Genomic DNA, 14,230 nt, shown 5'->3' with positions numbered 1-14,230 from the left:
GACATTGGTGGCTCGTGTTTCAGTCCGTGGCAGTCTCCGTGGAAAGGGAGACTACGCGCGGTCCGTTAACACTTCCTGACCGGGCCAAAAGACGGTTTCCGTTTGGTGGATGCGCCTTAACTATGCGCGAAGATATCGGTGTCTTCCCAGCCCAGAAGATCGAGCTTCGCCCGTGTCGGAAGGAATTCGAAGCAGGCCTTGGCATGGTCGCTGCGCCCATCTCGTACCAGCCGTTCGGTCAGCTTGTCACGCAGGGCATGCAGATGCAGCACATCGGAGGCTGCATATTCCAGTTGCGCCGGAGAAAGCTTGGCGGCTGCCCAATCGGACGATTGCTGCGCTTTGGAAATGTCGACCTCAAGCATTTCCCTCAAATTGTCTTTCAACCCGTGGCGGTCGGTATAGGTCCTTGTGAGCCGCGAGGCGATTTTCGTGCAGAACACAGGCGATGTGGTCACACCAAATGTATGAAACAGAACGGCGATATCGAAACGGCCATAGTGAAATATTTTCTCGCGGGCAGGATCGGCCAATAGGGCGACCAGGTTCGCAGCTTGCGTCTGACCGGCTGCAATCTGGATGACGTCGGCAGTACCGTCGCCGGAAGACAACTGCACCACGCAAAGTCGGTCACGGCGAGGAATGAGCCCAAGGGTTTCTGTGTCGATCGCAATTGCGTCCGTGTAGCGAGCGGCCGCGTCAGAAGAAATATCGCCAACATGATAACGGATTGTCGCGGCCATTGATCAAAACTCCGGGTCATCGCTTAAACTTCAATCGGTATAGAACAATGCGCCCAGTAGCTCCACCGATGACAGTGGATTACTCACTGGCAACTGCGCGATGGCTCGCGGATCAACGTCCTAAACGCCTGAATTTCGCAAACGACTGGGCGAGGGACGCATCATGGAAAACCGCTCGCGGGACAATGCCGACATGATGCTTTTCGCAATTGCCCATATTTTAGCCGAGTGCTCTGTCGTATTCGCCTAATTACTCGACAATCGAAGCGCAGCTATGCGCTTTGCGCACTGCTGCGTTGCAACATTCGCGCTGTTAATCCGAAGCGAACGGAATATATTAACAAGCATCGAAACGACGCACTCCTCCTCCCAGCGTCGTTAGATGGGATCGGCAATACTCCTCCTCCTCCCAATTGCCGATCGAGTTTAAGAGCCTGACGCATCCTCCTCCCGCGTCAGGCTCTTTTCATTTCCGCATCATTTTCACATTTATGTTCGGCTTGAGCTTGATCCCGATGGAACAGGATTGCGTCGCTATCGTTTGTCCTAGGCGATGGCCTTAATTCAGGCTGTTGTTTCCTGTGGGGCTGAGCGATAGGTTCGCCCTTCACGAAATCATAGATGATATCCGAGAGGGGGATGGCGTGGCAGCAAAATTCGGCACAAGCGGCTTGCGGGGACTTTCGACAGAACTGGTCGGGAGCGTCTCGGCGCTTTATGCAACAGCTTTCGCGCAATATCTTTTGAAGAATAACCTTGCGAAACCTGGCGATGCAATCTGTATCGCCAGGGATTTTCGCGACTCTAGTCCGGAGATCGCAACGACTGTCATGGCCGCAATCGCGCGAGCAGGGTTGAAGGCGATCGATTGTGGCGAGATCCCCACGCCGGCGCTGGCTCTCTATGCCATTGCCCGGGGCGAAGCCGCGATCATGATCACGGGATCGCATATCCCAGCCGACCGCAACGGCATCAAGTTCTATCGACCAGACGGAGAAATCGCAAAACCGGACGAGGTGGCCATTACCGCCCTTGCAGATGAATTGAAAGATGACGATACCGCTAATCTCGTTGAAGTCGGTACCGCCGAAGATCATAGCAAAGCCGCCATCGAACTGTTTGAAAAACGCAACGAGGCCGTTCTTCTGCCCGGCGCATTGAAAGGGATGAAGATCGGCGTCTACCAGCACAGCACCGTTGCGCGTGACATGCTCATGGACGTTGTTTCTTTCTATGGCGCGAAAGCCTTCGCATTGGGTCGCTCGAACTCCTTTATTCCGGTCGATACCGAAGCCGTCTCTGAGGACACTCAGTTGAAGCTGAAGGACTGGGCAGCAGAGCATACCCTCGACGCCGTCATTTCCTCTGATGGTGACGGGGATCGTCCGCTTCTGGCCGACGAGAATGGCGTACCGCTGCGCGGCGATCTGCTCGGCCTTTTGACCGCACGCTTTGTTGACGCCAAGACCATAGCAACGCCTGTGACATCGAATTCCGGGATCGAAGCGGCGGGTGGCTTTGAGGTCGTTCGAACCAAGGTTGGATCTCCGTTCGTAATCGCTGCGATGGATGAAGCGCGTACTGCGGGAAAAGATAGTATCCTTGGCTTCGAGGCCAATGGCGGACTGATGCTGGCGTCAGATTTCGAGGTGGGCGGTCGTGCCATCGCCGCCCTGCCGACGCGTGACAGCTTCCTGCCGATTCTGGCTGTACTGGCAACGGCTGCAAACGGGAAGAAGTCGCTCTCTGCCATCGCTGAGGAAATCAGTCTGCCCATCGCGATGGCCGATCGCCTTGAGAATTTTGCCACCGAAAAGAGCCAGGCGCTAATGAGTTATCTCAGAGCCTCAGAGAGTAATCTGGAGACCTTTCTGCGCCCCATTGGCAAACCGGCTAGCCATAGCGATATCGATGGGCTGCGCGTCACTCTGGAGGATGCTCGTGTGATACATTTTCGCCCCTCAGGCAACGCACCGGAGATGCGCTGTTATGTGGAGGCGAAAAGCGCCGATGCCGCGCAAGCTCTTCTCAAGCAGGGTCTGTCGATCATTGCCAACTGGAAACCGGCCTGAGCTATCAGTCCTTGCTTGACGCTCAGACATCATCCATCTGCCGCATGACCCATTTCTGAAAGTTATGGATCTCGTATTCCTGCGGCATCAGGCGTGCGTGCTTGAAGGCCGGAGATTTCAGGCCGCGTTGGTTCATCTCGCTTGCTTCACCGTCTTGATTGAGCACCAGCGTGGCAAAATCGATGACATTGGCGAGATCGAAATCGGGATGGCCCAAGGTATCAGGCAGGAACAGCCACTCTGATTTCAGCATCGTCCGCTCCGGCCCAAGCGGATTAAGCGAGACGATGCGGACATAATCGACATGGCCGACGACGAACATGGTCGGATAGAGCGTGACGAACGTATAGCCATTGGCGCGCTCTGCGGGGCTGAGGCCAACGAATTCCGGCCCGCACGCCATGCCATTCATGGTCCAGCTTTGCGAACCGTCGCGCATGGTCGCACCCGTTATATCCTCCGGGGTCCAGCTTTCAGCCTCGTTCGCGCCCATCAGGCCTTTTCGGTAGACCGGCACCAGATCGCTCAGTTCCGGGTGAATGCCTGGACAGTGAAGGCATTCATTGTAGTTCTCCCAAAAGATCTTCCAGTTGCAGGCCAGTTCCTTCTCGAACACGTGGCCCGTGACCAGTAGATCCATTGGCCAGTTATCGAGTGTCTGCGGCGCAGGATCTGTTTTGAATTCCGGTGGATCGTCTGCAAGACAGACGAAGATACAGCCGTTCCAGATCTTGAGTGATACGGGCAACAGGCCATGTGCGCTCTTTTCGAACTCCGGTCCCGGGGTCGCAAATGCGGTACTGGCAAGCCGGCCGCTCAGGTCATAGGACCATGCATGGTAGGGGCAGGTAATGAGCCGACCCTTCAACGGGCGTTCACCCGCACAGAGCTCGGCGCCACGATGGCGGCAGGTGTTGTGGAAGCAGGTGATGTCGCCATCGGCAGCGCGAGCCAGCAACAGGTTGAAGCCTGCGACATCGACTTTGCGCAGCGAACCCGGCACCAGATCGTTCACTCTGCCGGCATAAAACCAGTTGCGCGCCCAGATGCGATCTCGTTCGCGCTCATACCAATCGGGATCGTAGTAGACGGAGGCCGGCAGGCCTTCAGGGCAGTGGTCGAGGAGGGGCGAGGACGGATGGCGTTTCAACGGCTCACTCATGGCAATCACTCAGAAAAGGCCGGGTGGTGTCGCTCGCTTGCGCGGTGGCTCGAAGAAAGGCCGCTTGGCAATCTGCGCCGACATCATCAGCTTATGATATTGCAGCTCCCGCAGGGCGTATATCTCGACCCACAGATTTCGACTATGTTGATGATAGGGCCGCCGCAGCATCGCAATCGCGATATTGCGCTTCACTGAGGGCGACCATACCGCCGACGTGATGTAGCCGACCTCTGTCTTCTTGTTGTGGTAGATCAAGGCACCCGGTGCATCGATATTACCCTCGATGTCGAGCCCCACCATAGCCCATTCCGATGTTTCGGACGACTTCTCAGCCAGCAGCGCTCGTCGACCGTTGAAGTGGCCCTTGTCAAAATCGATCATCCAGTCGAGTGACAACTCGAAGGGCGAGCGCGCCCGATCTTCACGCAAAGCCTGATGCGCCGGCACGAAATCGACATTGGTGATAATGAAGCCGGCTTCTATGCGTGCAATGTCCAGCGCATGCGAACCGATCGCGCGAATGCCATATAGTTCACCGGCCGAAAACAAACGGTCCCAAAGAGTCAGGGCATCGGCCGGATCGACCCACAGCTCATAACCGAGATCGCCGGTAAAGCCGGTTCGGGAAATCATGATCTCCCGCTCCCCAAATGCAAGCTTCATCAGGCGGAAAGGCTTCAGCGTTTCGACTTCGTCAAACCCTGCGGCCTTCAACACGGCAAAGGAGCAAGGCCCCTGCAGGGAAAGAGCGGCAAGCTCCGTGGTCACTTCACGGATCGCCACATCAAAGCCCAGCGCACTGTCCAGAAGCCATGGCAGATGCCGTTCCTGACAGCACAACATGAATTCGCTGTCGTCGAGCCGGAACAATGTGCCGTCGTCCAGTACCTTGCCGTTGTCATCGCACCACACCGTATAATGCACGCCACCGACCGAGAGTTTTGTGACATTGCGTATCGTCAGCCGATTGAGATAGACGATAGCGTCGGGCCCGACGATGCGGTATTTCACCATGGGGCAGAGGTCATAGACGCTCGCCTGGCTGCGGATTGCGCTGTGCTCCATGGCCTCGTCGTCGAGGGCTAGTGCCGTCGTATACCCGCCCCACGGACCCCATTGGTTGAGCCGGTTGGCAGCAGAGATGCGCTCATGAAACGGTGTCGTCTGCAGCGGTTGGCGATAATGCACACGTTGGTCGTTCATTTCAGTCCTCCCGAAGCGAGAAACCGTTCGGCTGCATTCCACCCTGCCGCACCTGAAACACCGCCACCGGGATGTGAACCCGAACCAGCAAGCCAAAGCCCCTCCAGAGGTGTCGCATATTGTGAGACACCGATCAGGGGGCGCAGGAACAGCATGCGCTCCACGGCAAGTTCGCCGTGGTGCCAGTTTCCGCCCAAGAGGCCGAAGTTCTGCTCTAGATCCGACGGCATCAAAAGCTCTGCATGGGCAACCAGTTGACCGATCCCTGGCGATTGTTCCTCAAGAACAGCAAGCGTGTTAGCCAGTAGTTTCCCCCGCGCGGCGTCCAATCCGTCCTTTGGCGCATGGGGCGCAAATTGTACGATGGCCGAAAGGACATGGCATCCATCTGGCGCGAGGCCCTCCTCGAAGGCCGAAGGAATAACCACCTCCGTCACGGGTCGCTCCGGCACTTCTCCATATTTCACCGCATTGAAGGCGTCCTCGACCGCACGGATGGAGGGCGCAATCAGCAAGCGGCTACGCAGATCCGCTCCGCGGAAATCCGGTGCTCCCGTCAGGGCCAAATGGAGTTTTGCGGCTCCACCGCGCATGCGGATGGCGCGCGACCGCCGTAACAATCCGGTATCGAGATGCGCGGGGCCAACCAGTGTTTCAAAAGTGGTCCGAGGATTGATCGCCGACATGACAGTATCAGCCGAGATCTGCGCTCCGTTTTCCAGCAGCACGCCGCGTATGCGATCCTCTGCAACAATCACGCTCTTGACCGGCGCATTGAGATGAATCTCGACGCCGAGAGCCCTGACCGCTTCAGCCATAGACTCAGTCACGGAACCCATGCCGCCTGCGGGAAGTGCCAGTCCACTTTTGCTGCCGGACGCCTCCGAGGCAAGACGATTGAGATAGAGGATCAGAGAATTGGGCGACCGCGGCCCAAGCCAAGCCCCGAGCACTGTGTCGAAGGCGATTGCGCCCTTCAACCTGTCATCTTGCAATTCGTCGTCGAGCACATCTGCGACGTTGATCAGGATCATGCGCAGAAATTCGCGGAAGCGATCGCGCCCAAGACTACGCAGCTTCAAACCGAGCCGCGCAAGCTTGACGAATTCGTTACCTGTGCCGAGCGCAAGCCGGGGCGGGGTCATGGTCTTGAAGGGCGCAAGCACATCTGCGAAGTCCATCAGCTGTGACCGCAAGGCCTTCCAGGCAACAGCATCCGCATCGGCTATGTCGCCCTTGAGCTGTTCACCGGCAGCGCCCAGCATCGAGAGATGATTGCCCGTTTTGCAAAGTGCTGTCGTGGACAGGTTTGTCGCTGCATAGCGAAGGCCGTAGTCGTCAAGGTCAAGGCCTTCGATGATGCGCGTATCCAGCATGTTGAGCAGATGCGCCACACGGCTGACCTTGAAACCTGGTGCAAATTCTTGCGTGACGGCAGCGCCGCCCACTGAGGAACCCGCCTCCATAAGGGCAACCCTCTTGCCAGCCTTAGCAAGACGGCCTGCGGCGGCGAGACCGTTGACCCCGGCGCCGATGACGATGATATCAAAGGACGGCATAGGCATCACTCATGTCGGTTGGTTGGCGGATATCGCGCAGGATCTCCGCCGCCGCATTGCGGCCCGGTGCGCCCATGACACCTCCGCCGGGATGGGCCGATGACCCGCACAGCCAGAGATCCTTGATCGGCGAGCGGTATTGTGCAGCGCCTGGTACGGGGCGGTTGAAAAGAAGCTGGTCGAATGTCAGTTCCCCTTGAAAGATGTTGCCCTCGGTGAGGCCGACTTCCGCTTCCAGTTCCCGAGGCGTGCGTATCTCGGCATGGAGCACGAGGTTCTTGAAGCCTGGCGCATAATCTTCAATCTGGTTGATGACCGCTTGGCCGAAGGCATCCCGTTCTGCATCGGTCCATTCGCTGCCTTCGATCTTTGGCGGTGCATATTGCACGAAGCAGGACATGAAATGCTTGCCTGGTGGCGTCATGGTCGGATCGATCATGGTCGGGATCATTGTGTCCTGGAAGGGATCGCGTGACCAGCGACCGGCCTTCCAGTCGTCATAGGCGCGCTCCATGCGCTCGATGGAATCTGTGAAATGAAGGTCGCCGCGCATCATCGGTGCATCGTCCGGCAATGCCGTAAACTTTGGCACACCATCCAGTGCGATATTCAGCTTGCCGGAAGATCCACGGATCTTGAAGGCCTTCACACGCTTGACGAAGCTGGCGGGAAGTTCCCATTCGTCGACAGACTTCAGGAAAGTGCGCTTGACGTCCATGTTCGAGATCACGCGCTTCGCGCGGATTTCGCTTCCGTCTGCCAAGGTTACCCCGACCGCCCGTCCGTTCTTGATCAAAATGCGCTCGATGCCCTGTCCGGCGCGGATCTCTCCACCGGATGCCTGAAGCGACTGAGACAAGGCCTGAGTAATCGCTCCCATGCCGCCGCGCGCATAGCCCCAGGCCCCTACATTGCCGTCGACATCGCCCATATAGTGATGCAGCAGCACATAGGCCGAACCGGGCGACATTGGTCCCAGGGCCGTACCGATGATGGCCGAGACGGCGAGATAGGCCTTGATCACAGGGCTTTCGAAGTATTCGTCAAGGTAATCGGATATGCTCATCGTCCAGAAGCGGACCATCTCGTAGATCTGGTTTTCCGACAGGTCGAACAGTTTGCGGCCAAGGAATGCCAGTTCGGATAGATCGCGAGGCCTGAAGCTTGATGGATCCGGTGGCGTGCGCATCAGCAAAGGGCGGATAAAGCGGCAATGCCGCATCACGTCGCGCGAATAGCGGTCATAGGCTTCGGCATCGCGGGGGGAATGCCGCGCGAATTCGCGCCGATTTGCCTCGTGATCGCGGAAAGTGGCAAGATGACCACCATCCTTCTTGAGCACGGCACCACCCTCATAGGGCAGGATCTGCAGTCCGTAACGCGCAAGCTCGAGGTCGCGCATGATCTCCGGGCGAAACAGCGAGCAGACATAAGAACAGTTCGAGTAGGTGAAGCCCGGATAGAGCTCGCGGGAGACCGCCGCGCCTCCGACGTAAGAGTTCTTCTCAACAACGACCACCTTCAGTCCCGAGCGGGCCAGATAGCAGGCTGTGACCAACCCATTGTGTCCACCCCCGGCAATGATCGCGTCGTATTCCTGCATGAGATCCATACCTGTTGCGAGCTGTCGCGCCCATCTCGAATTATTTTGACTGAATTGTCAATCAAAATGAGAAAGCGGGTTGAAAGGCTGTTGCATATGGGGTTCACGTGCTAATGAAGCCGCCAATGCAGGAGCAGCTGAATGGATGAAGTGTCAGCCGAACGAATGGAAGAACCGCCAGTCGCCCCGCGAAAGGCCTCACGCGAGGCACGTCGTCTCCAACTCATCGAAGCGACGATCGATACGCTGGCGACAGAAGGGTATTCGCGGACAACATTGACGAATGTTGCCGCCCGGGCAGGGCTGTCCCACGGACTGGTCATCTTTCACTTTCAATCCAAGGAAGGCCTGCTCACGGAAACGCTGCTCTATCTTGCAGAGGAATACCGACAGAATTGGCGCCGGGCCGTGGCTGCCGCAGGCGAGAGCCCTGCGGCCCAGCTGTCAGCCTTGATCGGGGCTGATTTTTTGCCGGAGATCTGCAATCCCGTGCGGTTATCCGCGTGGTGCGCCTTTTGGGGAGAAGCGCAGAGCCGACCGATCTACCAGCAGAAATGCGGCTCCAATGACCTCGATTATATTCACGCGCTGGAGGACATCTGCGCGCGTCTGGTGGAGACCGGCGGCTATGCCGGAGACGCCAGCCGTATCGCCCGCATCCTGCGCGTGACGATCGAGGGGGTGTGGCTCGATCTGATGATCATGAACACGCCTTTTGACAGGCAGGATGGTCTGAAGACGGTGTTCACCTGTGCGGCGGCATTCTTCCCGGCGCATTTCACGGAGGATGGCTTAGCGAAGCCGGAGGGCTGACGGACAGATCCCTTAACCTAACGGCGCGGATCCTCTTCAAGCGCCTTGACGAAACTGTCGAGTTCACTCTTGTCGATGGACACGAGATTGTCTCTGCCCGGAAATGCGCCCGACCTGACGTCTGCGACAAACTCCGAAAATGCTGCGATGCGCTCGCGTTGAAGTCGGTCATATTCCTCGGCGAAATTGCGATAGGCCTTCGAGTGTCGGGGGCGACGGCCGCGATTGGTGCCGAGGACATCCTCGCCGAATAGATATTGTGCATGGCAACCGGAGCCTGCACCCATGGAGATCATGAAGAGCGATGTCCGATGGCTGATCTCTGCGGCCACATCCTCGGGTACGACTTCGATCTCTGCTGCAAAGGCGCCGGCATCCTCCAGGGCTTTGACCTGGCGCCAGACTTCCCGCGCGCTGTCTGCGGTTTTTCCAACGGCTGTAAAGCCTCCGGTCCATGTGGCTTTGGATGGGATCAAACCGACGTGGCCACAAACAGGAATGCCTTCCTCCCGCAACCGCCAGATCGTACCAAGGCTCGCTGCGCAATAGACTGCGTCCGCGCCCGCCTTCATCGCAGCGAATGAGGCGCGCATGTAATCTTCCACTGTAACGTAGTCTCCGTATTCCAGGCCGGCGATAACGAAGCAGCTTGGAGCGGCATCTCGAAAATCCTGGCCAAGCAGGGATGGCGGTACCGATAAAAGATCGACGCAGGCATTTTCCGCTGCAGCCGCCTCTTCAAGCGTCGCTACGCGTAGCATCGTCAGCTGGCGTTGACCTTTGATGGACAGGAGTTCGGCAACGGTCGGTCTGCCTCTGGACATGTTCGTTCTTCCTGCCTGCCGCATCATTTCACCTGATCGATCCTTCGACTATGTTCCAGTCGAAAATAGAATATTAGCTGATTAAAATAACCGTCGGGTAAATGCGGAACAGGCAATTCTTTATAATTATGCGTCACATCGACCCAAACGTCTCGCGCGGTCATTCAGAGAGCATTGGGCGCTGGTCTCATTTCTGAAACTTGACAGTCGTCTTTGCCACAGGAAATCCGAACTTGGTAACGAGCGCTGTATTCAGCATTTTACCGTTTTTGCCGAGCACCATCTTGTCCCAGAAGCGTACCTGGTTCTTGCGGTTTTCAGAATCCAGAAAAACCAGATAGGTAAAGCGGGCCGTATTACCCTCTATGCGCACTTTTACCTTTCCGCTGACGTCTTCCCTTGTGCCGGAATAGGTCGATGGGCCGGTCTTGGTGAAGCGCCAAGTCTTGCGGTCGCGCTCGCCGTCCGAATAGAGGAAATCTTCGCGCAAAGTCAGAATCTTGCCATTCCAGCGTCCGGTCAGATCGACCGTGAAATCGCGCTTGATCCCATTGATCGCGCTGAAATGACCTGTCGCTGATGTCTTGCCGGTAAAGTATCCTTCCAGCGTGAAGTCTTTCGCTATGGCGATTTGCGGGCTCATTAGGCCGATTGCGATCAGAAGCAGAAGGTGACGAAACGTGGCAAACATGGACGATCCTCCTTAATATATCTGGAATACGTGACGACGCGTGTTTCGGATCATCGCCCTTCACCACTCAATGGCCGAGCCGTCATAAGCGTAGAAGCCACCGCTCTGTTGAGGGGCCAAATGATCCAGCACGGACAGCATGCGGCGCGCGCTGTCTTCGGGACTGAGGCGGGTTGCGCCGGCGCCATATCGCTCTGAAAGACTGGTCGCGACAGTTCCTGGATGAAGACATGCAACGACTGCATCGGGGAGGCTGCGCGCGATTTCGATGGCAGCCGTATGAACGATCTGGTTGAGGGCAGCCTTAGAGGCGCGATAGGAAATCCAGCCCCCCAGACGGTTGTCGCCAATCGAACCCACGCGGGCGGAAAGAAATCCGGTGACCGATCGTCGTTCCCTGGCCAATAGCGGGGTGAAGTAACGCAGCACCAAAGCCGGACCGATGGCATTCAAGACGAATTGATCCAGCATGGCCTCGCCACGAATGGAACGGATTGTCTTCTCCGGCCCGATACCATCGATGGTCAGTGCCCCCGTGGCGCACAGGATGAGGTCGAAAGTGATGCCCTCAGCAGCCAGCTTTTCAGCGGCTTGCGCTATGCTGCTTTCATCACAAAGGTCGAATCCGTTATCACGACGGGAAAGACGGATTAGCTTTGCACAACGAGGGTCATTTTCCAATGTTGCGGCAAATGCGGAGCCAATGCCCCCCGACGCACCAATGACAAGAGCGATGTAGCCAGAGTTCAGCGAACTCATGCTCTTCGTCATGTTTACCTCCGAAAAATTGCTCAGCCTCACAATCCAAATGGGCAGCTCAAGCGTTACCTATTTTAGAACTACGCAAAAGGCATCGCATCTGGATCACTCGGGAGACTCCATCATGACGTTTCGTATTGCTCTCTTCGGCATCGTTGCCATGATTGCCAGTCAGTTTTCAGGGGTAGCGTTCGCCGATGAGAAGTACACATCGGCTGATATCAAGGGTGATATCGTCGGGCGCCGCATTTTCCTTGCAGCGCCTTTTGGAGGGGAGTTTCCGTTAAACTATCGCACCAATGGACAAGTGGATGGTGATGGAAAAGCTCTGGGTCTCGGGCGGCTTGCGAAGCCAAATGACAAAGGTCGCTGGTGGATCGATGGCGACCGGCTTTGTCAGCAGTTCACCACCTGGTACAAGGGGGAGCCGATGTGCTTTGAATTGTACCGGACAGGCCAGAACACGCTCAAATGGATCCGCAACAACGGCCAGACCGGTACGGCGCGGATCGGTCAGGCACTCTGACCTGGCAATTCAGGGCGCAAAGCCTGCTCCGGTGTGAATGGCCAGCTGGATAGGGTAGCCTGTCAGTCCCCGTCCGCTTCTTCTTGTTTTTCTGTATTTGCAGCGTTCTGGGCGTCAGGCTTGTAGACGACGAACAATTGATAGGCGGCATAACCGGCGGCAGCGAAAAACAGTACGGCCCAACCTGTTGCACCGTTCGACAATTCCACCAGCGCCCAGGCCGCTGGTACGACGACTGTCAGAACGCGCCGCCAGACCGGCTTGAAGAACGGATGTTGTGGATCCAGAATTTGCAAGTCTACTCCTTGTCCAGCCCGATACCTGGGGCAACGGCTTCCAGTCACGTTAAGCGCAGATCCAATAGCGGAGTCGGTCGCTGATGTCCTTACTTTGTTCGGTATCAACCACGATATAGTCGTTATAGCTCTGCTATGTGGAAATTTCCAAACTCGTGGCGAATCCTGTGCGAAATCGGTGCCGTCGTGTGTTTCCTGACATGCGGGCTGGCGGATGTTGCGCTTGAATGCCATGACTGGCGTGCTGAGGGACGCCCTGGATATGCAAACGACGTTCACGATGAAACGGATAAACGGTCGCAATACTCCAAGCCGACGATTGGTCCCGGCTCTTCACAGGAAAAACCAGAACGCCACAGTGCTGAAGTTCGGCTGGGAGGACCTATTGAATACTCGCGGTAAAACCAGGATCGGCGCTCGCTCTATCGGAGAACAAGACCACTGCACCTTGTATAAGGGCAGCCCACATTGTCAGCGACAAAATTAAAGCCAGCACCAAACTGCGAGCACGATATGTCATCACGATCCTCATAAGCCGGAGATCACTATGCCAGCAAAAGGTTTCGTGAATCTGAACGGACAAGGATGACGGCTTGTTCCTTTGAATGACCGGGTGGACAATTCGCATTTGCTCGTACTCCGGCTCGCGCAAAGCCTGATCTTACGGCCGGATCAAGTGTATCAGAGGCTAAAAAGTGACGCTCACAAGATGTGCGAAGATTTGCTGCAAATCAGCTGATAGTTCCGGATCGTAAGTATGCAGTCTTGGCTGGGTGGGCTCCTTTGTCGGCCTGACCCTGAGCGTTACTCCTTCTCCGCCTCGGTCGACAATCAAGAAGCCATGCTGAAACGCTGCTCTTGCGATTTCCATTCCTGCCTTGGTCCGCAGTCCGAGCTTCAAGATATCAAGGTCTGGCGGCAAGCCGAGTCGGCCACCCATCGGCATTTTGCCAGAGTAAGGTATGTCGTTGGAAAGAGCATCACGGTCGAATGCATATGCTGGATATTGAAATTTTGGTGCCAGGAGCTTGGGCGGCACAGTGATCGCAATGGCATGGTTGATGCCAGTTTCAATCTCACTGTCGAGGATGGCGCCTGCATAGCTGGGCAACATAGAAGCCGTCTGGCCTCTCTGCCAACCGTCGCCCAAGCTACCTTCGTCGGTGACGGAATAAGAGAGTGCCACCAGCGTTAAGTCAGACAAAACGATAGTCGCATAGGTCTCAAGAATGCCGCCGTTCGGCTGGCGCACGGCCATATGGCCATCGGCGCCAGTCGCTGGCACCATACCTGAGGCTGGTACATGATACATAGCCGCCTCCGACGAAGGCGCAGTCAGCGCATTATACGACTCTGGCATCGTCCACTCATCGACAGATGTGGAAGAAAATACATTTCCAGGATAGGGAAACACCGATGACGAGGACGCCAGAATATCAGCTTCCACGGCGGGATCGTTCCCGATGCGGTGCCAGGCACCCGAATACACCGCGCCCCAAGCCAACGGATTGTAGAGAATGCGGACTTTAGGATCGCCTTCCTTTGCCTGATGGAAGGGAACAACCCAATACCCGTTCGGATCCCATGTATCCAAACCAACAGGAAGGCCCAAAGCAATATTGGTGGAACCGAAACTCGCCGTTGTCGGCATCGCGACGTTCCAGGGTGATTTTTCCGAAAACAGAGTTTCGGCTTTGGCGGGCACCGTACCATACAGCGGCAGGGCGAGACTGATTGTCAGCGCCAATAGGCTTCCATAAGATGTGTGTTTGCGTCTCCTAATAAAGTGAAGAAAACGATAATCATACATCTCAATCCCACTCAGATCTTCTGATAATTGATATCAAATACGGCCCGCCAAGGCAAAACAACGGGACACGCCAAGCTGCCAAACCGTTCTTCCCGCATTCCTGTCCGGCCAAAGCCAGTTTATACTGTTCATTTTATCTAACGCTCAGCCTGTTCCGGCCGTTAAG

General features: G+C 56.5%; 13 protein-coding genes. 3 read left to right on the top strand and 10 right to left on the bottom strand.

All coding sequences use genetic code 11. The features are described 5' to 3' along the window. Positions 1-116 precede the first annotated feature (116 nt). Complete coding sequence (locus ACQQ2Q_RS07145; protein WP_428186313.1) at positions 117-743, bottom strand: ribonuclease D; 627 nt, start codon at positions 741-743, stop codon at positions 117-119. 644 nt (positions 744-1,387) lie between these two features. On the opposite strand from ACQQ2Q_RS07145, the gene ACQQ2Q_RS07140 reads away from it, so the two are divergent. Continuing rightward, positions 1,388-2,815: a phosphomannomutase gene (locus tag ACQQ2Q_RS07140; protein WP_428186312.1), complete on the top strand. Its 1,428-nt coding sequence runs from the start codon at positions 1,388-1,390 to the stop codon at positions 2,813-2,815. Positions 2,816-2,837: 22 nt separating this feature from the next. Here the strand turns inward: ACQQ2Q_RS07140 and ACQQ2Q_RS07135 are convergent, their stop codons facing one another. The 4 genes from ACQQ2Q_RS07135 to ACQQ2Q_RS07120 are packed head-to-tail and all read right to left on the bottom strand — an operon-like array spanning position 2,838 to position 8,345. Further along, on the bottom strand, positions 2,838-3,977 hold the full coding sequence (locus ACQQ2Q_RS07135) for an aromatic ring-hydroxylating oxygenase subunit alpha (protein ID WP_428186311.1): 1,140 nt from the start codon (positions 3,975-3,977) through the stop codon (positions 2,838-2,840). A gap of 9 nt (positions 3,978-3,986) precedes the next feature. Then, entirely contained in the window at positions 3,987-5,183 is a 1,197-nt protein-coding gene (locus tag ACQQ2Q_RS07130; RefSeq protein ID WP_428186310.1) for an aminomethyltransferase family protein, read from the bottom strand. Continuing rightward, positions 5,180-6,742: a phytoene desaturase family protein gene (locus ACQQ2Q_RS07125; protein ID WP_428186309.1), complete on the bottom strand. Its 1,563-nt coding sequence runs from the start codon at positions 6,740-6,742 to the stop codon at positions 5,180-5,182. The genes ACQQ2Q_RS07130 and ACQQ2Q_RS07125 overlap by 4 nt, the downstream gene beginning before the upstream one ends. Next, positions 6,729-8,345, bottom strand: coding sequence for a phytoene desaturase family protein (locus ACQQ2Q_RS07120; protein WP_428186308.1), 1,617 nt, complete (start codon positions 8,343-8,345; stop codon positions 6,729-6,731). The genes ACQQ2Q_RS07125 and ACQQ2Q_RS07120 overlap by 14 nt, the downstream gene beginning before the upstream one ends. Before the next feature lie 141 nt (positions 8,346-8,486). Here ACQQ2Q_RS07120 and ACQQ2Q_RS07115 point away from each other — a divergent pair, with 141 nt between their 5' ends. Continuing rightward, a complete protein-coding gene (locus ACQQ2Q_RS07115) occupies positions 8,487-9,158 on the top strand; it encodes a TetR family transcriptional regulator C-terminal domain-containing protein (protein WP_428186307.1) in 672 nt (223 codons plus the stop codon). Positions 9,159-9,175: 17 nt separating this feature from the next. Here ACQQ2Q_RS07115 and ACQQ2Q_RS07110 read toward each other — a convergent pair whose 3' ends face one another. The 3 genes from ACQQ2Q_RS07110 to ACQQ2Q_RS07100 form a co-directional block, all read right to left on the bottom strand. Beyond that, positions 9,176-9,982: a 3-methyl-2-oxobutanoate hydroxymethyltransferase gene (locus ACQQ2Q_RS07110; RefSeq protein ID WP_428186306.1), complete on the bottom strand. Its 807-nt coding sequence runs from the start codon at positions 9,980-9,982 to the stop codon at positions 9,176-9,178. A 187-nt stretch (positions 9,983-10,169) separates the two neighbouring features. Beyond that, on the bottom strand, positions 10,170-10,673 hold the full coding sequence (locus ACQQ2Q_RS07105) for a DUF3833 family protein (protein WP_428186305.1): 504 nt from the start codon (positions 10,671-10,673) through the stop codon (positions 10,170-10,172). A gap of 60 nt (positions 10,674-10,733) precedes the next feature. Continuing rightward, the gene (locus ACQQ2Q_RS07100) at positions 10,734-11,444 is read right to left on the bottom strand and encodes an SDR family NAD(P)-dependent oxidoreductase (RefSeq protein WP_428186304.1); all 711 of its coding nucleotides are present in this window, start codon (positions 11,442-11,444) and stop codon (positions 10,734-10,736) included. 112 nt (positions 11,445-11,556) lie between these two features. Here ACQQ2Q_RS07100 and ACQQ2Q_RS07095 point away from each other — a divergent pair, with 112 nt between their 5' ends. Then, entirely contained in the window at positions 11,557-11,958 is a 402-nt protein-coding gene (locus ACQQ2Q_RS07095) for a hypothetical protein (RefSeq protein ID WP_428186303.1), read from the top strand. Between the two features lie 62 nt (positions 11,959-12,020). On the opposite strand, the gene ACQQ2Q_RS07090 is transcribed toward ACQQ2Q_RS07095, so the two are convergent. Further along, the gene (locus ACQQ2Q_RS07090; RefSeq protein WP_428186302.1) at positions 12,021-12,254 is read right to left on the bottom strand and encodes a hypothetical protein; all 234 of its coding nucleotides are present in this window, start codon (positions 12,252-12,254) and stop codon (positions 12,021-12,023) included. Positions 12,255-12,942: 688 nt separating this feature from the next. After that, complete coding sequence (locus ACQQ2Q_RS07085) at positions 12,943-14,064, bottom strand: hypothetical protein (RefSeq protein ID WP_428186301.1); 1,122 nt, start codon at positions 14,062-14,064, stop codon at positions 12,943-12,945. Positions 14,065-14,230 lie beyond the last annotated feature (166 nt).

The organism is Agrobacterium sp. ES01 (assembly GCF_050320885.1).
Classification (GTDB): Bacteria; Pseudomonadota; Alphaproteobacteria; order Rhizobiales; family Rhizobiaceae; genus Allorhizobium.
This window is presented reverse-complemented; position numbering and strand designations above follow the sequence as displayed.